Raw genomic sequence first — 23,867 nt, 5'->3', positions numbered from 1 at the left:
TCGGCGGCAGGGACGTGGACCGCGGGCCCGTTTCCGTTCCCGTTCCCGTTCCCGTTCCCGTTCCCGTTCCCGGGAGTATCAGCCGTCGAGGCGTCGGAGCCGGCCGGGTCAGGCGTCACCCCGCCCGGCCGCTCGGACGCCGTCACGGCGCGGGCTCGTCTCCCGCCGAAGCGCCGATGGGATCGGCCGAGGACCGGCGCCAGACGAGCGCGACCTTGAAGTTGGCCTGTGCCGAGGTGCTGGAGATCACCACATCGGCTTCGGCCGACAGAGCAAGACCGAACTCGACACTGATCTCGTCCGGTCTGCGGGTCATGTCCTGGAAGCCGTCGACGAAGTTCTGGGCGACCGGTCTGACCGCCGCCACCATCTCGCCCAACGAGCGGGTGGCCCGCGCCACGACCTGCCCCGGCCTGGCGACCCTCACCAGGCCGTCCCCCTGAGCCTCTATCTGAACCTTCACCACCTCTGACTGCCCGTCCGCGCCACCGACCGGCACTTCCACGAGATACGCCACCGCTTCCCCCTTCGGCCACACCGCGCCCGTCAGTCCCACCCCCGCAATGATTCCCCTTTCCCCAACTCCTTTTAAAGAGGCATGAGTTGTCGAATTGCCGTGGGGCGGCCCCATGGAAGCGCCGGGACGGCCCGGCTTCACGGCGGCGGCGGTATTCGTGGGACCCGTCGTGCGTGGGGGTGCAGGTGCGGACCCTGCGACGCGGGCCTGGTGCGCTCCGCCCGGGACGGCGAACTCCGGCACCGGCTCGCCACGGACGTCATCCAGCGGCTGGGCCACGATGTCCTCGCCACCGTGGCGCGGTGAACCGAGGAAGAGAGCATGGTTGCGGTAGGCCGCGGACCGGTCGGGCCCCTGACCATTCGGCTACCCGGTCGTAGCTGTCCCCACGCTCCACCGGCCGCCGCATGAACGTGTCAGCGCTTGAAAGAACCCTTGGACCGTTCTTTCGCGCCTCGCGTCATGCCCCGTGCTTCGAGAGCGGCGCCCTTTGCTGCCAGGGTGTCCTTGTGCACCGCGTGGGCCGCCTTCCGCACGGTCTTTCCGACGACCTGTTCGGCCTTTGCCTTGGCTCGTTCTCCGGCACTCATCTCGGCACCTCCGCGGAGTCTCACTCGCCGTGTGCCCTTGCGTGCGGGGGCAAAACCGCCCTGCCGGGTGCGCCGATCGTGGACGGACGAGGTCCCGCCGGCAGGTGCTGAACCTCGTCCGCTCGCGGCTGCGACTTCGGCCCGCCGGGCGACAACCGGCGGGGCGCGGTGACCGACGAAGTGATCAGTGTCCCGGGGCTGCACTACTTGAGCTGGCCGGCGGTGAAGTGGCCATCCCTGACCAGAATCTCGTAGTTGCTCTTGTCGACGCTCTCCGGCTGGAGCAAGTGGACGGGCACGTCCTTGACGCCGTTGTTGTAGTCGGTTCGGTTGTCCACCCTCGGCGTTCTTTCGGTGAGGATGTCGTCGACCATCTCCGTGGCGGCCTTGGCGAGCGCGCGGATGTCCTTGTAGACGGTCTGCGACTGCTCACCCGCGATGATCGACTTCACCGAGTCCAGCTCGGCGTCCTGACCGGTGACGACCGGGAGGGGCTTGCCGTCGGAGCCGTAGCCGTCCGCCTCCAGCGCGGACAGGACGCCCCTGGAGATTCCGTCGTACGGCGACAGGACCGCGTCGACCTCCCGGTTGCCGTACCACTCGGCGAGGATGCCGCTCATGCGCTTCTCTGCCGTGGGCCCGTCCCAGCGCAGGGTGGTCATCTGGTTCATCTTGGTCTCGCCGGAGGGGACGACCAACTGCTTGTTCTCCAGGAACGGCTCCAGGAGCGCCATCGAGCCGTCGAAGAAGTACTTGGTGTTGTTGTCGTCGGGGGAGCCGGCGAACATCTCGATGTTGAACGGACCCTTGCCGTCCTCCAGGCCGAGCTTCTCGATGATGTGGCGGGCTTGCTGCCGGCCGACCATCTCGTTGTCGAAGGAGACGTAGTAGTCGACGTTCTTGGTGCCGAGAATGAGCCGGTCGTAGGCGATCACCGGAATGTCCGCATCGGCGGCCTGTTGCAGCGCACTGTTCAGCGACTTGGCGTCGATGGACGCGATGATCAGTGCGCTGACGCCCTGCTTGACCAGGGTCTCGATCTGCGAGGCCTGGACCTTCGGGTCGTCGTCGCCGTAGACCAGCGTGGTCTTGTACCCCATGCCCTTCAGGTTGTCGACGACGCTCTTGCCGTCGGTCAGCCAGCGCTCGGAGGCCCGGGTCGGCATGGCGATCCCGACGGTAACGCCCTCGGAACTGTCCGCGGAGCTGCCCTCGCTGCCCTGGCCGCAGGCCGACAAGGTGAGGGCGAGGGAGCCGACTCCGGCGAGGAGGGCGAGGGCGGCTCTTCGGTGCAACATGGTGATCGTTCCTTGTTCTTCTCGTCGTTGAGGGGGAAACGGCGGGTCAGGCAGACAGCTTCGGGAAAGCGGTGGAGCGGGCCGGGCGGCGACAGCGGCAGGGCTGCTGCGAGCGGACGTGCCGAGCCCACTCGCGGGCGGTGCCCGGGTTCAGGCCCGCCGATGGAACGGACCTGGCTTCAGACAGAGCAGTGCGCCGAGCGGATCAGCTCGGCGCCCTCGTGGATCCGCACGTAGCCACCGAGGTCGTCGGGGGTCTTGGCGTGCTTCAAGGCGAGTGAACAGCCGGCGGACCTCGCTCACCTGGTTGAGTCAGGTCGGCCGGGCACGTTGCTCGAGTCGGTGCGCAGACGCCTCGGTGTCCCGCAGTTCGCCGGTCAGTGCTTGCTGCGGCCCGGCATCCGGCGCTCGCCGACCCTAGTGATCCCTTTGCCGGTGTGCTCCTGTACGTAGGCCAGGCTGCGCCACGGCGTTCCGGCCACGCGCGTACGGATTACGGGGGTGCACAGGGCCATCGCCTTTCAACTGTTCGAAATCTCGTCACATGTTCAAAAATGTTGGCGTGACAGTAAGGGGACGAGTGCTGAGTGTCAACGGTACGAACAGGAACGGTTACAGAAAGGTGTGGGGAGATCGTTTTCGGTCTCGCACCAGAGGTCTATCGGGCGCCCGGCGTCCGATCGGACGCCGGGCCGCGACGCCGCAGTGCGCCGCTCCTCTCAGACCAGTTCGGGCTGCGGTTCCGCCTGCCGCGTCGGCGCGGTGCCCGATTCCCACAGTGCGGTGGTTTTCACATAGCCGTAGATCACTGAGGCCATCGCCAGCATGAGAAGTGGTCCGGCCACCCACGGATACCTGGCCATCTCCAACGGCAGATAGCGATAAGCCAGCAGGAGTGCCGCGAAGACGGTCGCGCCGTATGCGACCAGCTGGATTCCCGATCGGTCCCAGCCGCGGTCGTGCGAGCGCAGAGCTGCCTCGATGGTGAGCGTGAACACCACGCCGGCGATGAGATCCACGCCGTAGTGCCAGCCGAATCCCAGCGTCGCGGTGAGCGTGGCTATCAGCCAGAACGTTCCTGCACATCGCAGGGTTCGTGGGCCCCTACGGGAATGAATGAAGATCGCGGTGGCCCATGCGGTGTGCAGGCTGGGCATGCAGTTCCGTGGGGTGATCCCGTCGAACGGCATGGGCTGCGGGGTACCGATCGGCGGCGGCGTGTTCGGCCACAGGTCGGCCACCGCCCACTGCTCGGTGGGCGGCGTTTCCGCCCACAGGCTGACCGTCGCCCAGTGCTCGGCGCCGGTGCCGTACGCGAAGATCGGTCCGACCACCGGGAAGATCATGTAGATGGCGGGCCCGAGGAGGCCGATCACCAGAAAGGTGCGCACCAGATGATGGCCCGGGAAGCGGCGCTCGACCGCCACGTTACGCAGTTGGTAGAGCGCGACGATCACCGCGGCCACCGCGAGCTGGCCGTAGACGATGTCGAGAATGTTGAAGCCGATCGGACCGGTCGCCGTGACCAGCCGGCCTACCAGCCACGACGGGTTGCCCAGCGCGTGATCAGCGGTGGCCAGGTACTGGTCGAGCACCACTGGGCGCGTCTTGGAGGTGATGAGCAGCCAGGTGTCGCCGGTCTTGCGGCCGGCCACCAGCAGTAGGGCCAGCCCGACGCCCTTCAGCAGCAGGACACGTTCCTGGCCGGTACGACGAGTGAGGGCGATGACCGCGTAGCCCAGAATCACCCACAATGCGCCGTTGCCGAAGGGGTGACCTTCGGTCATCTTGGCGCCGGCCACCCAACGGACCACCAGAAAAACGACGTCGATACCGACCGCGACACCGAACGCGATGAACCGCTGCCGCCAGGTCAGCACCACCATCATCAAGGCCATGCCGGCGTACAGCAGGAAGCCTGACTTGGGAGGGAATATCACCTCTTGCACCTGGCAGGTCATCGGCCCCGGCAGACCGTAGTGACGTGCGGCGACCTCCAGCGCGATGAGGAATCCGAGGGCCGTGACACCCACCACGGTCCAGAGTCCCGCCCGTGGTTGACGCCACACGGACGACGCGATTCCGGGTCTTATTCGCGCAGAAGTCTTCGATGTTATATGTCTCAATTTCCGGCCGATTTTCTAGTTTTGGTTAGGTCAGGGTGGGTTTCGCTCGCCGCCTTTCGGTTCTCGTCACTTTCTCCTTCGTAAAAAGCAGTCCGCCCGTCGAGGGAAGACGGAAGGACTGCCGTCCGGGTTCCACCTCGCTGTCGGTGTTTCCCGTCGGCATCCTGCGGTAGAGCGGCGCCGTGCCGCAACCAGCGGTGCAAGCGGGGAGCCCCGGCGAGAGCGCCCGACAGCAGCACCGACGGAAGGGCTCCCCGCCGATCCGGAAGATGTTCGAAATTTTCGACAAGAGATCCTCGTGCGTTGGTCGTACGCGCTGGGTCTTTCGGTGGTCGATCATCACGAGGCCTCTCCCCCACCACAGATGAGCAGGTAATACTCGCCTTCTGCGACGACCTGCCACCACCGAATGTTTCGTGATCATTGCCGAAATAGTTGACAGTTGATGTGCCCAGACCAACACTGTTCGCCGTTGACAGGGCCCAGACATTGTCCGGGTCGTGTCCCGTTGCCTGATCCCCACCGGCCTTACGAGGACGAGGAGGAAACACGCACATGAACGACGCACCCGCACCCTCGAACGCGCCCTTGAGCACCCGCAGAAACGGCCGCTTACGGCTTCTCATCAGCAGCGCCTGCGCCATAGCGATGGTCGCCGTGGCCGCGCTGACCATGCCCGGAACCGCTCACGCCGACACGGTCGTCAACACGAACCAGACCGGCACGAACAACGGCTACTACTACTCGTTCTGGACCGACGCCCCCGGCACGGTCTCCATGAACCTGGGCTCCGGGGGCAACTACAGCACCTCCTGGAGCAACACCGGGAACTTCGTCGCCGGCAAGGGCTGGAGCACCGGCGGGCGCAGGAGTGTGACCTACTCCGGCACCTTCAACCCGTCCGGCAACGCGTACCTGACTCTCTACGGCTGGACGTCGAACCCGCTCGTCGAGTACTACATCGTCGACAACTGGGGCACCTACCGGCCCACCGGGACGCACATGGGCACCGTCACCAGCGACGGCGGTACGTACGACATCTACAAGACGACGCGGTACAACGCCCCCTCCGTCGAAGGCACTCGGACCTTCGACCAGTACTGGAGCGTCCGGCAGGCGAAGCGGACGGGTGGCACCATCACCACCGGCAACCACTTCGACGCCTGGGCCCGCGCCGGTATGACCCTCGGCAGCTTCAACTACTACATGATCCTCGCGACCGAGGGATACCAGAGCAGCGGGAGCTCCAACATCACCGTGGGCGGTACCACCGGCGGTGGCGGCAGTGGGAGCGGATGCACCGCGACCCTCTCCGCCGGACAGCAGTGGAGCGACCGCTACAACCTCAACGTCGCCGTCTCCGGCTCCAGCAACTGGACCGTGACCATGAACGTCCCCTCCCCCGCGAAGATCCTCTCCACCTGGAACACCAGCGCCAGCTACCCCAGCGCCCAGGTGCTGACCGCCAAACCCAACGGCAGCGGCAACACCTTCGGCGTCACCATCCAGCCCAACGGCAACTGGACCTGGCCCACGGTCTCCTGCACTCCGAGCTGACCCACCGGGCCCCCTGACCACCGGACCCCCCACCACCGAGGCTGGAGGACCACTCCCCATGAGAGCCGGACCGCATCTCTCGTTACGCTCCCTCGTCACGACACTCACCGTCATCGCGACGGCCGCCGCAAGTGCCCTCACTGTCAGCGCCGCCCCGGCGCAGGCCGCCGTCTGCAACGGGTACGTCGGGCTCACCTTCGACGACGGCCCGTCCGGCAGCACACCGAGCCTGCTCAACGCGCTCAAGCAGAACGGGCTGCGGGCCACGATGTTCAACCAGGGCAGTTACGCCGCCGCCAACCCGTCCCAGGTGCGGGCCCAGGTGGACGCCGGAATGTGGGTCGGCAACCACAGCTACAGCCACCCTCACCTGACCCAGCTCAGCCAGGCACAGATCGACTCGGAGATCTCCCGGACCCAGCAGGCCATCGCGGGTGCGGGCGGCGGCACCCCGAAGCTGTTCCGGCCGCCGTACGGCGAGACCAACTCGACGGTGAGGGCGGTCGAGGCCAAGTACGGCCTGACCGAGATCATCTGGGACGTCGACTCGCAGGACTGGAACGGCGCCAGTACCGACGCGATCGTGCAGGCCGCCGGCCGGCTCACCAACGGCCAGATCATGCTCATGCACGACTGGTCCGCCAACACGCTCGCCGCGATCCCGCGTATCGCCCAGGGGCTGGCCGGTCGCGGCCTGTGCGCCGGCATGATCTCGCCGCGGACCGGCCGTGCCGTGGCCCCCGACGGCGGAGGCACCGGCGGTGGCGGCAGCGGAAGCGGATGCACCGCGACCCTGTCCGCCGGACAGCAGTGGAGCGACCGCTACAACCTCAACGTCGCCGTCTCCGGCTCCAGCAACTGGACCGTGACCATGAACGTCCCCTCCCCCGCGAAGATCCTCTCCACCTGGAACACCAGCGCCAGCTACCCCAGCGCCCAGGTGCTGACCGCCAAACCCAACGGCAGCGGCAACACCTTCGGCGTCACCATCCAGCCCAACGGCAACTGGACCTGGCCCACGGTCTCCTGCGGCACCACCTGATCAGCGCATGCGTCGAAACACCGCACGTGTGGCGCGGTGGCCCACGGCCGCCGCGCCACCGCTGTGAGAACCACGAGGGCCAGGCCAGTGCCTCGCTCGCCGAAGGGGTTTGGAGCTGCTGTCGCACCCGGCACCACCTGGACGCCGCCCAGCTGACCGAGTCCGCGTGGCGCCGGCGCTGGGAGGCGGAGCGCTGGTTCTGCCAGGCGGACGGCGAGTCCGGCAAGCGCTACGGCAACGAGACCATCCGCAACAGCCCCGGCGGCGAGGTGAGCATCAAACTCCCCGCACCGCTCACCCAGCTGGCCAATACCCCGCACGCTACGTCTTCGCCTGCCGGGTCACGTTCGCGCACCAGGGGTACCAAGTGGACCGACCGCGTCACGGCCGACCGGGCCATCGCCTGCCACATCCGCTACGACACCGGCCGGGACCGCTGGTATGTGACGGCCTCCTGGCAGATCCCCCCCACCCCACGCTCCCGTTGGAGGCCGCGCTCACGCACGGAGTGATCGGTATCGACATGAACGCCGACCACCTGGCCGCCTGGCACCTGGACGCCCACGGCAACCCGACCGGCAGCCCGCGCCGCTTCTTCTACGACCTCACCGGCACCGCGCCCCACCGTGACGCCCAGGTCCGCCACGCCCTCACCCGCCTCCTGCACTGGGCCAGAGTCTGCGGCGTCAAGGCGATCGCGGTCGAGGACCTGGACTTCGCCGCGGACAAGACCCGGGAGAAACACGGCCGCCGCAAACGCTTCCGCCAGCTGATCTCCGGCATGCCCACCGGCAAACTCCGCACCCGGCTGGCGTCGATGACCGACCGGACCCGGATCGCGGTCATCGCCGTCGCCCCGGCCTACACCAGCCGCTGGGGCGCCCAGCACTGGCAGAAACCCCTCACCACCACCCGCCACGACGCAGCCGCCGTGGCGATCGGACGACGCGCCCAGGGACACCCGATCCGGCGACGGACGACACGGCCCCGTGCACACCAGAGCGATGTGCACGGGCATCGGACCGCCCAGGCCGGATTAGGTGCTCCTGGGCGTGAGGAGCCCCGCCCCAGCATCCCCGGACCACGGACACGATCCGTGCCGCCGGACGCGGCGAGTACGCGGGCGACCAGGACATCCAAACGTTCGGGGTGTCCGCAGTGACCAGGTTTGGGTCCAAGACTCACTCCTGCTCACTGATTGGGAACGGTAGACGATGACGTTGGACTTGTCCGCGTTGAGCTCGCCGTACGTGGTGTAGGCGAGGTGCGCGCCGCGCAGGGTGGCGCCGCTCTGGGTGGTGAACGCGCCGGTCGTCGTGGAAGGGCTGGACGTGGGTGCGCGGGGCGGCCTGCCGGCCGACCCGTGGTGGGTTCGGGAGAGGGCTGTAGGGCGGAACCGCCACCGGTGAACAGTGCCGCCACGCCCGCGACCTCACTGCCCCAAGCGACCTCAGTGCCCCAGCGGCGTCGGAGGCTTCCTCGTGTCGGGGACCGGGGCCGGTATGGGCGGTCGGGCCGTCGTCGCTCGTTCCCTGGTCAGGGCGCTGGTGACCTGGTGGGCGAGGAGGGGGTCCGCCGGGAGGACGTGGGAGGCGAACCAGCGGGCGGGGGCCGGGTCGGGGGACGGTTCCACGAACTCCGCACCCGCGTAGTCGTCGAGCGGGGGGTCGTAGATGTAGCCGCAGACGATGCCGTGGTTCACGAGGCGTTCCACCAGGGCGTCGCGGTCGTCGACCAGGAGAGGCGCGCGGAAGAGGGGGAAGGGGCCCTCGTGCGCGGCCCGGTCGCGCAGGGCCGGGGAGGCCCAGGCGGTGCCGGACAGGAGGGTGACGCCGGCCCTGCGGTGGGTGAGGTTGGTGTCGAGGCGGGACATGCGCAGGCTCAGCTGGCCGCGGACCAGGGCCCCGTGGCGGGTGCGGAAGTCGTGCAGGTCGACGCGGACCCAGGGTTCGTACGCGGTCAGGCTCGGCGCCCGGAGTGCGGAGGCGGACAGGCGCGGGGCGTGCAGGGCCATGCGGAAGGTGTCGCGTTCGAGGAGGCCCAGGCGCCGCATCGTGCGCCATGCAGGCCGGACCAGATGGAGGGTGCGGACGGCCGAGCGCGCCAGCGGGCGCAGGGCCGCGGCCAGGTCGGCGCGCAGACGGGTCGGTTCGAGGAGGTCGTCGCGCAGGAGCTCCATCTCGCGCCGGTTGCGCGCGTCCTCCACGGCGAGGAAGCCGCCGGCCATCGCCGCCACGTGCTTGGAGAGGCTGAAGGCCGCCGCCCTGCCGAACGTTCCGATCGGCTGTCCGTCGACGTGCGTGCCGATCGCGTGGGCCGCGTCCTCGATCAGGGGGATGCCCAACGCCTCGCAGCGGGTGCGCAGTTCACCCACCCGGTCCGGGATCCCGTACAGGTTCGTGGTCAGGACCGCGTCCAGGTTCCGCCAGGTGGCCTCCGGTACGGCGGACGGGTCGATGTTGCCGTCCCAGGCCGACACCGGGGCCTGCACTGGGCGCAGCCCGGCCGCCAGGACGACGAAGAGGATCACGTCGTCGTTGACCGGCGACATCAGCACGCGTCCGCCCGGCCGGCACCAGCGACGAAGCGCCAGGTACAGGGCCAGCCGTGCCGAGGGCGTGTAGACGCATTCCCGTCCCAGTCGCCGGGTCATCGTCGCGGCGAGCCGGGATCCGTACGGCATCGGCATCGTCACCTCTTCCGTCGAAGGGGCCCCTGCGAGGGACCGTTGAAGAAGTCGCCGTAGGGCCCGTGGCGGGGCCCGGAAAGGCGCCTGACAGTGCGCGTGTGCAGAGCCGCCGTCACCGTCGCCGGAGACGCGGTGGGGCGGAAAGAAGGAGCGGGCGGACCGGTCGTCCGCTCAGTGCGCGCGCGGTGCCGCCCTGCCCGGCGCCGGACGGGCCGACGTACGCAGGGTGCCGACCGTCTTCAGCAGGCGGTCGGCCGGCTCCCGCAGGGTGGGATGGGCCAGGACCGTGTTGCGCAGGCCGCGTACCGGTCGGCGCCACAGCCGGTGTGCCGCCGCGACCGGGTGGGGCCGGGTCACGAACCCTTCGCCCACGCGCAGTTCACGGGTCTTGAGCCAGTCCTTGTACTCCTTGTCGCCGCGCCCCATGTCCATCAGCCGCACGCCGTCCCGGCCGGCCGCCTCGGCCATCCGCAGGTGCATGAGCAGGCCGGGCGAGTAGTAGTGGAAGTCGGGGTCGTACGCGGTGAACCAGGCCGCGGACACGGTGCGCGACCTCGGGCCGAAGTGCGCGGCCACGGGCCGGTCCCCGGCGTACACCACGGACAGGATGCCGGTGAAGTGCTCCTCGCGGACCTGGAACAGGTGCTCCACCAGGGCCACGATCCACGGGCGCGCGAACCGGTCCATCCGGCCCGTTCTGCGGTACTGGGCGGACTTCCACTCCATGAGCCGGCGCAGCATGCGCGGGTCGCGCTCGTCGTAGACGAACCTCATCTCGCCCACGTCGCGGCCCAGGCGGCGTTCCTTCTTCAGCGTCGTCTTGGCGAGCCCCGGGTACGTGGCGCGCAGCCACTCCGGGTAGGTGCTGTCGCCGCCGTCCTTCAGGTCGAGGACCGGTGAGGCGAACATCCCCGTGACGAAGCCACCGAAGGGCTTCTGCTCCTCGACGAGGTGGTCGAACTCGAGGACGGACAGCCCGCAGGCCCGCAGCAGTCGCCGGGCGTCCCAGGTGACGCCGGGGCGGTGCACGAGGGCCTGGCAGTCGGACAGCCCGAGACCGATGGCCCGGCCGACGCCGAAGGCGCCCCGCTCGTACGGCAGGAAGCCGACCGGCTCCCCGTGCTGGTGCAGGACGGCCACCCGGGCCGCCCCGTCGCGGTGCGTGCCGACACCGGCCGCGAACTCCGGTGCCAGGAAAGGGTTCGCGTAGTCGGGTGACTCGTCCATCGCCCGGTGCCAGGCCCCGCGGAGCTCGGCGCTCAGCTCCTCGGGTCTGTGGATCGTTATGTCCGCCTCGATCTTGCTCATGGCTCGCACGGGCGACCGCCCCCCTGTATTCCCCCATGACGCGTCGACCGCGTCCGGCCCCAAGGATCAAAAGTCGCGAAACAGTACGCACCCTGTCAAGGGTGCCGGTCGTAGCGGATGAGTGCGGATCGGGTGGGGGGCGGCCCGGGCCGTTCCTTCCGCACCGGTCGCCGGGGCCTCACCTCGCGGAGCTAGCATCCGAGCATGACGACTGTAGACAGCAACGGTGTTTCCCCCCTCGATGTCGGGATCGACGCCCTCCAGGGCGGCTCCGCGGATCTCGCCCAGTACGCCGGCCGGGCCGTGCTCGTGGTGAACGTGGCCTCCAAGTGCGGACTGACCCCGCAGTACACCGGCCTGGAGCGACTGCACGCGCAGTACGCGGAGCGCGGCCTCACCGTGCTCGGCGTGCCCTGCAACCAGTTCCTCGGACAGGAGCCCGGCAGCGCCGAGGAGATCGCCGAGTTCTGCTCGGCGACCTACGGCGTGAGCTTCCCGATGACCGAGAAGGTCGAGGTGAACGGGGAGGACCGGCACCCGCTGTACGAGCGCCTGGTCGGCTTCGCCGACGCCGAGGGGCACAGCGGGGACATCCGCTGGAACTTCGAGAAGTTCCTCATCGGCCGGGACGGCAAGGTGGTCGCCCGCTTCTCGCCGCAGACCGAGCCGGAGTCGGCCGAGGTCGTGGCGGCCATAGAGGCGCAGCTGGCCGGCTGACGTTCTTCCCCGGGGTCGGGTTGACCTTGCCCCTGGGGCAGGGTCGAGCGTCCTCGTCACCGGGTGGAGGAGCCGCCCGGTGACGGAGGGCGAGTGGGCCGAAGGGGCGCGCCGGTAAAGGGGCTGACGGAGTGGACAAGGACCTGCTCACCATCGGCGCGTTCGCCGCGCGGGCCCGGCTTTCGGCCAAGGCGCTGCGGCTGTACGACCGGCTCGGACTGCTGGCACCGGCGCACGTCGACGAGGTCAGCGGCTACCGCTACTACCGCGCGAGCCAGGTGGAACGGGCCCGGCTCGTGGCGATGCTGCGCCGACTCGACATGCCGCTGGCGCGGATCGCCGAGGTGGTAGAGGCGGCGGGCACCGAGAGCGCCGACCGGCTCGCCGCGTACTGGGCGGACGTCGAGGCGCGGGTGGCCGGGCAGCGAACGCTCGTCGAGTACCTCCGTGGACGACTGTCGGGGAGGAGCTGCGAGATGTACGGGAAGTTCGTGGTCGAGACGGTGGAGGTACCGGCGCAGGTGGTGATCACCGAGACCCGGCACACGCTGGCCGACGAGTTGCCGGCCTGGATCGGCGCGTCGCTGGGGCGGCTGACGGAGGCGGCCCGGCGGTGCGGGGGCGTGACGGCGGCGCCGTTCGTCGTCTACCACTCCGAGGTGTCGATGGAGAGCGACGGCCCGGCCGAGTCGTGTGTGCCGGTCGCCGACGAGGCGGCGGCGCGGGCGTGGGTGGCCGAGCAGGGCCGGGGGCGGGAGTTCGGCGTCCGGACGGAACCGGCCCGGCGGCTCGCCTGCACGCGGATCTCCAAGGCGCAGGTGGCCCATCCGCAGATCCTGGCCGCGTTCGAGGCGGTGGAGGCGTGGCTGAAGCGGGAGGGTCTGGAATACGACGGGCCGTGCCGGGAGGTCTATTTCGCCGACTGGGACGCGGCGGGCGCCGAGGACCCGGTGTGCGACGTGGCTTTCCCGGTGCGCTGAGGGCTGCCTCCGGGCACAAGCCGAGCCCCCTCGGCAAGGACGGCGGGCTGGTCGAGAGGGCTCTTACATTGGTGCTTGTGCAGTTGTCGATCGTGCGCTCGGCTGGGAATGAGGATCAGGAAGACCCGCTCCCTACGCCTTGACCGAGGCCACGAACGCGTTCCATGCCTCGGTGGGGAAGGCCAGGGTCGGCCCGTCGGTGACCTTGGAGTCGCGGACGTCCAGCTCCGCGACGGTGGGCGACTTGACCTCGACACAGGCGCCGTTGTTGTTGGAGTACGAGGACTTCGTCCACGAGTCCGTGGCGCCCTGAAGAATTGCCATGTTTGCTCCGTAAGCCAGTTGCGCAGTTCGGTTTCCGCCAACCTTTGCTGATCGTTGGCGTGATCGACGCTACTCGCTCACATCCTCTTCTGGAGCAGTCGTTCACTCTTCCGGATGGCATATTCCAGGGGAGTCTTCCAGTGCGACCCGGCCGGGGTATAACATGCGGCCTTTCGTTCGCGAGGGGCCCTCACGGGGCGCCGCGAAGGCTCAGCGTGCGTACTCCTTGGCCACGTCCTCGATGAGCCGGGTCGACTGGTCGACGTTCAGCGCCTGCGCCCTCAAGTGCTCGTACATCACCGTGTACTTCTGCACATCGTGGGCCTTCTCCAGGTACAGGTCACTGGTCACGCCCTCGATGTAGACGACGCTCGAGTCGGCCGCGTCCGCGAATTCCAGGATCGAGTACTGGCCGTTGATGCCGGGGTGGGCGCCGACCTCGAACGGCAGGATCTGCACGGTGATGTGCGGGCGCTGGGACATCTCGGCGAGGTGCTCCAGCTGTTCGCGCATCACCGGGCGGCTCCCGACGACCCGGCGCAGCGACGCCTCGTCCAGCACGACCCACAGCCGCAGAGGTTCCCCTTCCGCGGCGATACGATCCTGCCGCCGCATCCGGACCTGCACCCGCTTGTCGATCTCCGTGTCCGACGTCTCCGGCGAGCCGCCCCTGATGATGGCCTCGGCATACGCGCGGGTCTGCAACAGCCCGGTGATGATCTGGGGTTCGTAGACGCGGAGCGACTCGGCGTCGGTCTCCAGACCGATGTACACGCTGTACGGGATGTCCCCGAACGCATGCCACCAGCCCTGCTGCCGCGAGTCCTTCGCCATCTGCATCAGCGACTCGACGATGCGCTGGTCCTCGACCTCGTACACCCCGCACAGGTCGCGCACGTCGCGCTGGCTGATGCTGCGCCGGCCGTTCTCCAGCCGGCTGATCTTCGACTGCGACACCAGCAGTCGCTCGGCGACTTCCTCGGCCGTCATGCCCTTGAGTTCGCGCAGGCGGCGCAACTCCTGGCCCAGTCGGCGCCGCCTGACGGTGGGATTGACATTGGACGCCACGGGACGTGCACCTCCGGCTGCGTGCCTCATACTTGCCACTTTGCGTATCTGCTGTTGAGCAGACTGCCACCAAGAGGCTTACTACCGCTGGGAAACGGTGGATATGCGCAGCTCCCGCACACACGGCCGCGCGGGGCGGCGGAACCGCGTCGTCGTCCGGACGTACGGTTCCGTCACCCCGCGCGGAACAGCGGCTCCCGTACCGGTCTTGGGGACTGCGGTGCGGCGCTCGGCGGTGCGTGGTGCCCTGTGGTGCGTGGTGCCCTGTGGTGCGGATCGTGCTGCCGCGGTGCCCGTCGTGGAACTGCGGCTCAGTGGGCCACGACGCGCGCCATCGAACCTCGGCGCGGTTGCATCGGAACGCCGCGCGCGGGTTCCGGTGCGGGCCTGGCTCCGGGCGCGGCCTGGCGGCCGGCCGGTGCCGGAGGGTTGCGGCGCGGCTGGGCCGCCGCACCGTTCTGGACGTCCATCACGGCGTGTGCCACGAGGCCGCCCATGGGGTCGTGCCTGATCAGGTCCCGCAGCCGGGATCGGGACGAGCGTCCCTCGTTCCCCGGATACAGGTGCTTGCCGAGGCCGACCGCGTGCGCCAGTGCGGCGAGCGCCGCGGTCCGCGGGTCCGGCGGTACGCCGGTGCGGATCGCGGAGTCCAGTCGGGCTTTGATCTCCCGGCTGATCTCGGTTTCCGTCGCTTGGTAGCGAGTCGTCGGCAGCACTCCGCACATCTGTCCCGCCACGGCATGCACCATGCCGCACCGCTCCAGATGCGAGAGGTAGGTCTGGCGGAGCCCGAGACGCGGCCCGCCAATCCAGTGGACGGCACGTACGGGAGCGCCACGCCTTCGCAGCAACTCCAACGCGCAGTCCAGTGTTGGATCTCCAGTCGGCCGTGGGGACACCACGGCGATACGATCCCCGTCCGGGGCTATCCGTCCGGCCAGCGCCAGCTCCACTAGCTGCGCTCCGGCCAGACCAAGGTCGAGCGACTGCGGCTGTGCAGTGGTACCCGTGGTCGGGTCCAGCGCCAGCAACAGAAGCTCTTCCGGAATTGTTCTGCGGCTCCTGCCCATCCATGCCTCCCCGCGTGGATGAATGACAGGGTGACCCCTCTCACATTGGTCTGTCGAGGGTGCGTGACCTGTTTGTAAGGGAACCGGTAGGTATGTCGTTCTCGTCTACCGCCTTGGGCAAGCCCACACACAGGACACTGGTACATGGTTCGGACACCGCGCAGGAGCGGTGTTCCGGGCGGCGGTTCACGGTTCGATAGGCGCACGGACACGGTCGTGTGCGGCGCACGGAGGAGGCATCGGTGGCGGGCGAGTCCCCCGACAGGTCGAAGAAGCGCGAGTCGTCGGCAGAACCGACGTCGGGGAGCGCGGGCCCGGTTCCCGAGGCCAGGACGGAGTCCTCCCAGCATCCCGAGCCCCCCGAGAAGCGCGATCCACGCCTCGCGGTCGCCCGGGACTCCGGCACCGCCTCCACGGCCCGTGGCGGCGTCGACACGGCCACGAGGGTGTTCTCGGTACGAGAGCTCACCGCGGACGCGCAGACGGCCGAGGAGACCCCGGAGACGGCCGAGGAGCCGGAGAGGGCCGAGGAGCCCGCTCAGGACGCCGCGGAGCCGCAGACCGGGGACACGGGCGCCGAGGGCGCGGGAACGGCCGCCCAGGCCGCCACGGAGGCGGACACGGACGCAGCGGAGGCCACGGAGCCGGAGGCCGACACCGGAGAGGGCACGCAAGCCGCAGCCCCCCGGGCCGAAGACGCCGAGGCCCCGGAGGCCGACACCGCCGCCCCGACGACCGACCCTGAGGCGACGGAGCCCGCACACGCCGCGGAAGACGCCGAAGAGCCCCGCACCGAAGACGCCGGGACACCGGAGGCCGACACCGGAGAGGGCACGCAAGCCGCAGCCCCCCGGGCCGAAGACGCCGAAGACGCCGAGGCCCCGGAGGCCGACGCCGCTGACGCGCAGGCCGAGAACGCCGACGCCGACGCCGGGGATTCCTCCGCCGGCGACCGTGACGAGGCCCCTGCGGCGGGTGACGTCCGGCTCCGCGACGCCGTGGCCGCGTGGGTGGCCTCGGCGGACGAGAAGGCCGACACCGGGGACGCCGACGACACCGAGGACGGTGCCGAAGCCGAGACCGACGCGGACGCGGGTACGGACTCTCCGGAGGCGGAGGTCGGCGCGGAAGCCGAGGCCGCCGACTCGAAGGCCGACGGCACGGCACAGCCCGAATCCGACGACGAACCCTCCTCCGACGCCGAGGAGGAAGCCGACGGCGACGCCGAGACCACCGGCACGCCCGAGTCGGACACCCCGGAGGACGTCGAGGACGCCAAGCCCTCCGTCGACCAGCCCACCGCCGTCTTCAAGGCCGTACGGCCCCCCGCGCCCGCCGTGGATCAGCCGACGACCATGCTGAAGCTCGGTGATGCCGCGAGGAAGCCCAAGCCCAAGCCCGAGGCGTCGGAGTCAGCCGAGGCCTCCGAGGCACCAAAGGCGCCGGAGCCCCCCGCCGAGCGGACGAGCAAGTTCGTCGCGCTGAAGCCGTTGGACGATTCAGCGACGCGCAAGGCGGCGCCGGCCGATGCCACCTCCGCGCTGCCGCAGGTCGGTCCGGAGCGGACGACGCAGCAGCCGTTGCCGCCGAGGCCGCCGCTGGATCTGCTGGCGGAGCTGACGAACACGCCGCCACCGCCGGAGACGCCGGTCCGTACGATCGTGCGGCGGGTCAAGATCTGGACCCCGCTGGCGCTGCTGCTCGCGGTCGTGTTTGCGATCGTGCAGGCCGTACGCCCGCTGCCGGCCCCCGAGCTGACGCTGACCGCCGACGAGTCGTACACCTTCGAGGGCAGCGAGGCCGCCCTGCCCTGGCCGAGCGAGGGCCAAGGCCGGATGGACGTCAACGGCATCGGCACGATGGGCGACTTCGGCAAGCAGACGCCGGTCGCCATCGGGTCGGTCGCCAAGGCCATGACCGCGTACGTCGTGCTGAAGGACCACCCGCTGAAGTCGGGCGCGGAGGGGCCGAACATCCCCGTCGACGCCACCGCCGAGAAGGAGGGCGGCTACAACAAGGACGGCGAGTCCACCCTCAACACCATCAAGCAGGGCGACAACCTCACCCTGCGGCAGGCCATCACGGCCATCATGATCCCGTCCGCGAACAACGTCGCGCGCCTGCTGGCCCGTTGGGACGCGGACACCGAGGCGGCCTTCATCAAGAAGATGAACGACGCCGCCAAGGACCTCGGGATGAAGAACACCACGTACACCGACGCCTCGGGCCTGAAGGAGACCACCGTCTCCACCGCCGAGGACCAGGTGAAGCTCGGAAACGAGCTGGTGAAGATGCCCGCGCTGATGGAGATCACGTCCATGGGCCAGTGGATCGATCCGTCCGGGCAGAAGTGGTACAACTACAACTATCTCGTCCCCTACAACGGTGCCATCGGCATCAAGACGGGCACGACGACCGCCGCCGGCGGCAACCTCCTCTTCGCGGCCCGCAAGGAGGTCGGCGGTGAGACCGTCACCCTCGTGGGCGCGATCCTCGGCCAGCACAAGGCGCCGATCATCAAGACCGTCAACGACGTCAGCCGGGTCGCGATGCTGGCGGCGCAGGACGCGATGACCTCGGCGAAGATCCTGAAGAAGGGCGACGTCGTCGGGTACGTGGACGACGGGCTCGGCGGGCAGACCCCGGTCGTCGTCACCAAGGACGTCACCGCGGTCGGCTGGGCCGGCTTCAAGGTGAAGCTGTCCTTCGCCTCCGACGACGTACCGCACACCGCGAAGGCCGGCACCAAGGTCGGCACGCTCACCGTGGGTGACGGCTCGGGCGGTGCGGTCAAGGTGCCGGTCGCGCTGCAGCGGGACCTCGTCGAACCGGGGTACACGGACAAGCTGACGCGTCTCGGCTGATCCGGGCCCATAAGCGCGCCGCGTCCTCCCCGACCGGAGCCCGCCCGGGTTCCGGTCGGGGGACTGCGTGCTAGCGTCACGAATCGGGCAGGTCGCTCACGGGACGCGGCCGAGAACAGAAGACGGGACACCACGGGGAGTGCCTTCAGGTGGCCACAGCGGAGCCGACACGCGCCGACGACACCGATCCGGGTCCGGGAACCGGCCCGCGAATACGCGTGCCCGCACCGGAGCCGGAGGATCACGAGGACGGCCGTAGGCCCTCCTCGGGCGGATCCGGCTTCCGAGCCAGATCCAGGGACGCCTTTCTCGCCCTCCGCGAGCGTCTTCTGCGGCGCCCCGCCCTCTCCGTCACCGCCCTCGCCGGCGTGCTGCACATCGTCTGGTTCTTCACGTTCGCAAACAGCGGCGGCGACCTCGCTGCGCAGGACGCGTGGGCGGAGTTCGTCGGCCGGCATCCCGACTCGGCGTACAACCTGGCCTGGTACGGCGGCATGCATCCGGTGTCGTACAGCGTGGTGTCGCCGTATCTGATGTCGGTCCTCGGTGTCCGTACGACGATGATGATCGCGGGCACGATCTCGGCCGGGCTGCTGACGATGGTCCTCATCCGCAGCCGCTCGGTGAAGAACCCGCTGTGGGCGTCGCTCGCGGGCGTGTTCGCGTTCCTGTGCAACGCGGCGTCGGGCCGGGTGACGTTCGGTCTGGGCACGATGTTCGCGCTGGGCGCGGTCGCCGTCGTGTTCTGCTGGCCGTACCGCTGGCGCTACAAGCGGTGGGCGAAGGCCCTGTCCGCGGCCCCGCTGGCCGCGCTCGCGACCATGTCGTCGCCGGTGGCCGGCCTGTTCGTGGGGCTCGTGGCGGCGGCGCTGTTCCTGCAGAAGCGCCGGCCGGGTGCCTGGGCGCTGGGCCTCGCGCCCTCGGCGGTCGTCGCGGTGTCCGCCTGGCTGTTCCCCTTCTCCGGCACCCAGCCGATGAAGATCGGCTCGGTGATACTGCCGCTGCTGTACGCGCTCCTCGTGCTCTTCCTCGTCCCGCGCGAGTGGAAGACGGTCCGGATCACGTCCGGGGTGTACGCCCTCGCGATCGTCCTGGTGTGGCTGGTCAGCTCGCAGATCGGCTCCAACATCTCGCGTCTGGCGATGCTGTTCGCGGGGGTGGCGCTGGCGGCCGCACTGCCGTTCGCGGTGCCGCGCAGCCGCAAGTGGTACGCGATCGTGCTGGCCTTCGTCGGCTTCACCGGGTGGATCGGTTTCAAGTCGGTCGACGACGTCGTCCATACGACCCCCACGGCGTCCTGGGCGCGTGAGCTGGCGCCGCTCGTCAACGAACTCCAGGAGGTCGGCGCCGAGAAGGGCCGCGTCGAGGTCGTTCCGGCCCGCTCGCACCGCGAGGCCTCCGCGCTCGCGCCGTACGTCAACCTGGCCCGCGGCTGGAACCGCCAGGCCGACATGGAGCGCAACCCCCTCTTCTACGACGACACGCTCAACTCGGCGAACTACCACGAGTGGCTGGGGCGCTGGGCCGTGCACTTCGTGGTGCTGCCGAAGGACGAGCCGGACGGCGACGGCGGCGAGCGGGAGCGGGAGCTGGTCCAGCGGGGCATGCCGTATCTGAAGCAGATCTGGGGCGACGCCAACTGGCAGCTGTTCCGGGTGACCGACCCGGCCCCGCTCGCCGAGCCGAACGCGGTCGTCGAACGGGCCGCGCAGGGCGAGATGACCATGCGGGTGAGGAAGGCGGGCCGGATCCTCATCCGTATCCCGTACTCGCCGTGGCTGAGCATCGTCGACGCCGAGGGCAACAAGCTGAAGCCGCCGCAGGAGACGGACGCCTCCAAGGACCGGGCCGACGGCACGCCGAAGACGTACGACAACGTCAACGGCTGCCTGATGGAGACGGAGGAGGACGCGGAGGGCGACAAGTGGACGATGCTGATCGCTCCGCGGGCGGGGGAGTATCGGCTGGCCGCCCCTTATACGGTGCCGCGGGGGACTCCGTGCCCTGACGAGTTGAAGTGACCGTGGGTCGGGGTGGGCGCCGCTGGGGGCTCCGCCCCAGGCCCCCGTTTTGCCCACCCGGCCCACCCGTCTCGGTCGGATGAGAAGTGGACCTCGAGGTCAGCGCAGGTGGTCCACGTACTTGTCCGTGCCCGGGAGTGTCGGGATGAACGGCGCCAGCAGCTCCACCCGGCCCAGCCCCGACTCCCCCACCGCCTCCTCCACCCCGTCGAAGTAGGGCTCCCAGCACTCCCTCGGGTCCGCCTCCAGGAACCACAGCAGGGTCAGGCGGGTGTCCACGCCCTCGACCTGCTTGACGTAGGACATGCGGTCGCCGGGGAGCGGGGTCGGCCGGAAGACCGTCACGAGGGCCGTCGGGGAGCCCGTGACCCGCTTCGGGAGGTGCCGGGAGACCAGCCACTCCAGCAGTTCGGCCCGCTGCTCGGCGGACTCGGTGTCGACGACCTGGAGGACCAGGCCGGCGTAGGGGTGGTCGAGGGCATGGAAGTCCCTCGGCCCCGCCGCTCCGTCCCGGTAGACGGTCGCCTCGTGGTCCTGGAACGCGGTGAAGACGTGGGTGCGGTCGCGGTAGACGCGGCCGTCGCGGTTGAGGCGCTTGTTGATGCCGACGGTCCAGCGCATGTGGTCGTCGTAGCGGCCGTCGGTGATCCAGTACGTCGAGAGGTAGCAGCCGGCGGTGACCGGCTCGGCGATCGCCGACTTCCCGGGGCGGCGCAGGAGTTGCAGGTCCCGGGTCGCCACCCAGCGGCGGCCCGCGTACATCCAGGGCATGGCCATCGCGCCGGCGTAGTAGTGGTCGTCCTCGTACCAGCGGTTGTAGGCGTACTCGTGGCCCGGGTGGGGTTCGACCATGGTGATCAGCGCGTGGCCGGGGCGGACTCCGTACGGGCCTACGGCGGCCAGGTCGGCGTAGGTCTCGCTGCGGGTGTCTTCGGACATGGGCACTCCTCTTCCGTCTTCCCTTCCGTCCTCCTGCGGTCGCCCATACTCTGACGCTCCGTCAGGTAATCCGCCAGGGTCCGGGTGAACCGCCTGGTGAACAGGGAGGCCATCGATGTCACTGCTCTCGGGCAAGACCGTCGTCGTGTCGGGCGTCGGGGCCGGTCTCGGCCATCAGGTCGCGGCGGCCGTCGTACGGGACGGCGGGAACGCGGTGCTCGGCGCGCGGACGGAGGCGAACCTCGCCAAGAGCGCGGCCGAGATCGATCCCGACGGGGCGCACACGGCGTACCGGGCGACGGACATCACGGACGAGGCGCAGTGCGAGGCGCTGGTCCGGCTGGGGGTGGAGCGGTTCGGGCGGATCGACGCCGTGGTCCATGTCGCCGCGTGGGACAGCTGCTTCGGCGGCCTCGAGGACGCCGACTTCACCACCTGGCAGTCGGTGATCGACGTGAACCTGCTGGGGTCGCTGCGGATGACGCGGGCGTGTCTGCCGGGGCTGAAGACGGGCGGCGGTGCGGTGGTGTTCATCGGTACGCAGTCGGCGGTGGCGGCTCCGTCGCAGGTGCGGCAGGCGGCGTACGCGGCGTCGAAGGGGGCACTGACGAGCGCGATGTACTCGCTGGCGCGGGAGCTCGGGCCGTACCGCATCCGGGTCAACACGGTGCTGCCGGGCTGGATGTGGGGGCCGCCGGTGCGGGCGTACGTGCGGTTCACGGCACAGACCGAGGGCGTGCCCGAGGCCGAGGTGCTGGAGCGGCTCAGTGGCCGGATGGCGCTGCCCGAGCTCGCCTCGGACGCGGACGTGGCGGACGCGGCGGTGTTCCTGGCCTCGGACCGGGCGCGGGCGATCACGGGGCAGTCACTGCTGGTCAACGCGGGGGAGCTGATGCGCTGAGGTCCTCTTTCGGCCACCTTGGCGGTGTTCATGAACATGAACTAGGGTCAGCTCCCAGAACTTTTTTACTCCCTCTTGACCTTACGCTCGCTTGTCGTGCCCGCGTCGACCCACCCACGATGAGCGGGCACTTCGCGGCCTGTCTCGCCCCTACCCCGCCCGGGCGAAGTGCCAACCAGTTGGGCGGAGTTCACAAGGCGGACCCTGGAAGGGGGCACATGAACAGTCTCGACTGGGCCGTGCTCATCGGCTACTTCGGCGTGATGGTCGCGATCGGCATCTGGTCGCACAAGCGGGTCGACAACGTCAGCGACTTCTTCACGGCCGGCGGCAAGATGCCGTGGTGGCTGTCCGGCATCTCCCACCACATGTCGGGCTACAGCGCGGTGATGTTCACCGGGTACGCGGGCATCGCCTACACCTACGGCGTGACGTCGTTCGTGACATGGTCGTTCCCGATCGCGCTCGGCATCGCCATCGGCTCGAAGCTGTTCGCCCCGCGCATCAACCGACTGCGTTCACGGCTCCATGTGGCCTCCCCGCTGGAGTACTTGAAGAACCGGTACGACCTGAAGACCCAGCAGGCCCTGGCCTGGTCCGGCATGCTGCTGAAGATCGTGGACGTCGGCGCGAAGTGGGCCGCGATCGCGACCCTGCTGTCGGTCTTCACCGGTATCTCGCTGAACCAGGGCATCCTCATCACCGGCACCATCACGGCGGTCTACTGCACGATCGGCGGCCTGTGGGCGGACGCGCTGACCGAGCTGGGCCAGTTCGTCATCCAACTCCTCGCCGGTGTCGCGATGTTCGTCGCCGTGGTCATGGAACTCGGTGACAGGAACATCGGATTCATCGACGCCTGGGACCAGCCGGCCCTCCAGGGCCACGAGAAGCCGCTGGTCGCCGACTACGGCGCGGTGTTCCTGCTGGCCTTCCTCTTCATCAAGCTCTTCGAGTACAACGGCGGCATGCTCAACCAGGCCCAGCGCTACATGGCCACGTCCAGTCCCCGCGAGGCCGAGCGCTCGGCGAGGCTGTCGGCGGTTCTCTGGCTGGTCTGGCCCCTGGTCCTCTTCTACCCCATGTGGATGTCGCCGCTGCTGGTGGAGTCCCAGAAGCCGGACGGCTCCGACTCCTACGGTCTGATGACCGAACAGCTCCTCCCGCACGGCCTGTTGGGCCTGGTCATCGTCGGCTTCTTCTCCCACACCATGGCCATGTGCTCCTCCGACGCCAACGCGATCGCCGCCGTCTTCACCCGGGACGTGGCACCTGTGATCTCGACGCGGGCCCGGACCTGGAGCCAGCGCTCGGGGCTGATCGCGGCGCGGCTCGCGACGGTCGTCTTCCTCGGTCTGTCGATGGCGGCGGCCACCCAGGTCAACTCCCCCGCCTTCAAGGACATCATCACGGTCGTCATCAAGTGGGTCGCAGGCCTGATGGGCCCGATGGCCATCCCGATGATGCTCGGCCTGCTCCGACCGTTCCGCCGCTCGGGCCCTACGGCCGCGCTCACCAGCTGGTCCATGGGCCTGTTCGCCTTCTGGCTGGTCAACTACCCGATCAACTGGAACGTCGACGGCGGTGTCCCGCTCCAGTACCAGGTGTCGATCCCGCTGGCCGTCTCCCTGGTCCTGTACATCCTCGTCGGCTTCCTCAAGCCGGAGGACACCCCGGAACGCCTCGCGATCATCGAGACGATCAACACGGACGGGGACGGAGCCGCGGCGGCCGCGATCCCGACACCGGCGGACGGCGTGGAGGACGCGGTGCGAACGCCGGTGAAGGACTGACGGCGAGACGGGCCGGGTCGCTGGGCGCGGCCAAGCGGCTCGGCGGCCGGACGGCTCGGCAGC

18 protein-coding genes and 1 pseudogene are annotated in these 23,867 nt (G+C 69.4%); 9 read left to right on the top strand and 10 right to left on the bottom strand.

What is annotated here, in order from left to right; genetic code table 11:
• Positions 1-142: 142 nt before the first annotated feature.
• From KUM49_RS46995 to KUM49_RS46975, 4 genes are all read right to left on the bottom strand, one after another.
• The gene (locus KUM49_RS46995; RefSeq protein WP_308407033.1) at positions 143-556 is read right to left on the bottom strand and encodes a CU044_2847 family protein; all 414 of its coding nucleotides are present in this window, start codon (positions 554-556) and stop codon (positions 143-145) included.
• Between the two features lie 377 nt (positions 557-933).
• Complete coding sequence (locus KUM49_RS46985; RefSeq protein WP_217243141.1) at positions 934-1,107, bottom strand: hypothetical protein; 174 nt, start codon at positions 1,105-1,107, stop codon at positions 934-936.
• A 203-nt stretch (positions 1,108-1,310) separates the two neighbouring features.
• Entirely contained in the window at positions 1,311-2,405 is a 1,095-nt protein-coding gene (chvE, locus tag KUM49_RS46980; protein WP_217243140.1) for a multiple monosaccharide ABC transporter substrate-binding protein, read from the bottom strand.
• Positions 2,406-3,124: 719 nt separating this feature from the next.
• Positions 3,125-4,441 carry a phosphatase PAP2 family protein gene (locus KUM49_RS46975; protein ID WP_217243139.1) on the bottom strand — a complete coding sequence of 439 codons (1,317 nt, stop codon included), beginning with the start codon at positions 4,439-4,441 and terminating at the stop codon, positions 3,125-3,127.
• Positions 4,442-5,086: 645 nt separating this feature from the next.
• On the opposite strand from KUM49_RS46975, the gene KUM49_RS46970 reads away from it, so the two are divergent.
• The 3 genes and pseudogenes from KUM49_RS46970 to KUM49_RS46960 form a co-directional block, all read left to right on the top strand.
• Complete coding sequence (locus KUM49_RS46970; protein WP_217243138.1) at positions 5,087-6,088, top strand: glycoside hydrolase family 11 protein; 1,002 nt, start codon at positions 5,087-5,089, stop codon at positions 6,086-6,088.
• A 58-nt stretch (positions 6,089-6,146) separates the two neighbouring features.
• Positions 6,147-7,130, top strand: a complete 984-nt coding sequence (locus KUM49_RS46965; protein WP_217243137.1) for a polysaccharide deacetylase family protein — start codon at positions 6,147-6,149, stop codon at positions 7,128-7,130.
• A 122-nt stretch (positions 7,131-7,252) separates the two neighbouring features.
• Positions 7,253-8,341 (top strand): annotated as a pseudogene (locus KUM49_RS46960) (IS200/IS605 family accessory protein TnpB-related protein); the annotation flags it as partial.
• 239 nt (positions 8,342-8,580) lie between these two features.
• Here KUM49_RS46960 and KUM49_RS46955 read toward each other — a convergent pair.
• The gene (locus KUM49_RS46955) at positions 8,581-9,819 is read right to left on the bottom strand and encodes a DegT/DnrJ/EryC1/StrS family aminotransferase (protein WP_217243136.1); all 1,239 of its coding nucleotides are present in this window, start codon (positions 9,817-9,819) and stop codon (positions 8,581-8,583) included.
• Positions 9,820-9,990: 171 nt separating this feature from the next.
• The gene (locus KUM49_RS46950) at positions 9,991-11,127 is read right to left on the bottom strand and encodes a GNAT family N-acetyltransferase (protein WP_217243135.1); all 1,137 of its coding nucleotides are present in this window, start codon (positions 11,125-11,127) and stop codon (positions 9,991-9,993) included.
• A 204-nt stretch (positions 11,128-11,331) separates the two neighbouring features.
• On the opposite strand from KUM49_RS46950, the gene KUM49_RS46945 reads away from it, so the two are divergent.
• Together KUM49_RS46945 and KUM49_RS46940 are read left to right on the top strand one after the other, a co-directional pair.
• A complete protein-coding gene (locus KUM49_RS46945; RefSeq protein ID WP_217243134.1) occupies positions 11,332-11,844 on the top strand; it encodes a glutathione peroxidase in 513 nt (170 codons plus the stop codon).
• Between the two features lie 131 nt (positions 11,845-11,975).
• The gene (locus KUM49_RS46940; RefSeq protein WP_217243133.1) at positions 11,976-12,824 is read left to right on the top strand and encodes a MerR family transcriptional regulator; all 849 of its coding nucleotides are present in this window, start codon (positions 11,976-11,978) and stop codon (positions 12,822-12,824) included.
• Positions 12,825-12,956: 132 nt separating this feature from the next.
• Here KUM49_RS46940 and KUM49_RS46935 read toward each other — a convergent pair whose 3' ends face one another.
• The 3 genes from KUM49_RS46935 to KUM49_RS46925 form a co-directional block, all read right to left on the bottom strand.
• A complete protein-coding gene (locus tag KUM49_RS46935) occupies positions 12,957-13,148 on the bottom strand; it encodes a DUF397 domain-containing protein (protein WP_217243132.1) in 192 nt (63 codons plus the stop codon).
• Between the two features lie 210 nt (positions 13,149-13,358).
• Positions 13,359-14,216 (bottom strand): helix-turn-helix transcriptional regulator, encoded by an 858-nt coding sequence (locus KUM49_RS46930; protein ID WP_217243131.1) that lies wholly within the window; start codon positions 14,214-14,216, stop codon positions 13,359-13,361.
• A gap of 311 nt (positions 14,217-14,527) precedes the next feature.
• Positions 14,528-15,286, bottom strand: coding sequence for a GPP34 family phosphoprotein (locus tag KUM49_RS46925; protein ID WP_217243130.1), 759 nt, complete (start codon positions 15,284-15,286; stop codon positions 14,528-14,530).
• Positions 15,287-15,528: 242 nt separating this feature from the next.
• Here KUM49_RS46925 and KUM49_RS46920 point away from each other — a divergent pair, with 242 nt between their 5' ends.
• The gene (locus KUM49_RS46920) at positions 15,529-18,150 is read left to right on the top strand and encodes a D-alanyl-D-alanine carboxypeptidase (protein ID WP_217243129.1); all 2,622 of its coding nucleotides are present in this window, start codon (positions 15,529-15,531) and stop codon (positions 18,148-18,150) included.
• A gap of 149 nt (positions 18,151-18,299) precedes the next feature.
• Positions 18,300-20,171 carry an MFS transporter gene (locus KUM49_RS46915; protein WP_217243128.1) on the top strand — a complete coding sequence of 624 codons (1,872 nt, stop codon included), beginning with the start codon at positions 18,300-18,302 and terminating at the stop codon, positions 20,169-20,171.
• Between the two features lie 99 nt (positions 20,172-20,270).
• Here KUM49_RS46915 and KUM49_RS46910 read toward each other — a convergent pair whose 3' ends face one another.
• Complete coding sequence (locus KUM49_RS46910) at positions 20,271-21,110, bottom strand: hypothetical protein (protein WP_217243127.1); 840 nt, start codon at positions 21,108-21,110, stop codon at positions 20,271-20,273.
• 115 nt (positions 21,111-21,225) lie between these two features.
• Between KUM49_RS46910 and KUM49_RS46905 the strand changes: the two genes are divergently transcribed.
• Together KUM49_RS46905 and KUM49_RS46900 are read left to right on the top strand one after the other, a co-directional pair.
• Complete coding sequence (locus KUM49_RS46905; protein WP_217243126.1) at positions 21,226-22,011, top strand: SDR family oxidoreductase; 786 nt, start codon at positions 21,226-21,228, stop codon at positions 22,009-22,011.
• Positions 22,012-22,229: 218 nt separating this feature from the next.
• The gene (locus KUM49_RS46900) at positions 22,230-23,804 is read left to right on the top strand and encodes a sodium:solute symporter family protein (RefSeq protein ID WP_217243125.1); all 1,575 of its coding nucleotides are present in this window, start codon (positions 22,230-22,232) and stop codon (positions 23,802-23,804) included.
• Positions 23,805-23,867 lie beyond the last annotated feature (63 nt).

The organism is Streptomyces sp. AC555_RSS877 (assembly GCF_019049245.1).
Lineage (GTDB): Bacteria > Actinomycetota > Actinomycetes > Streptomycetales > Streptomycetaceae > Streptomyces.
The sequence above is the reverse complement of the archived record's forward strand: the minus strand, read 5'-3'. Positions and strand labels throughout refer to the sequence as shown.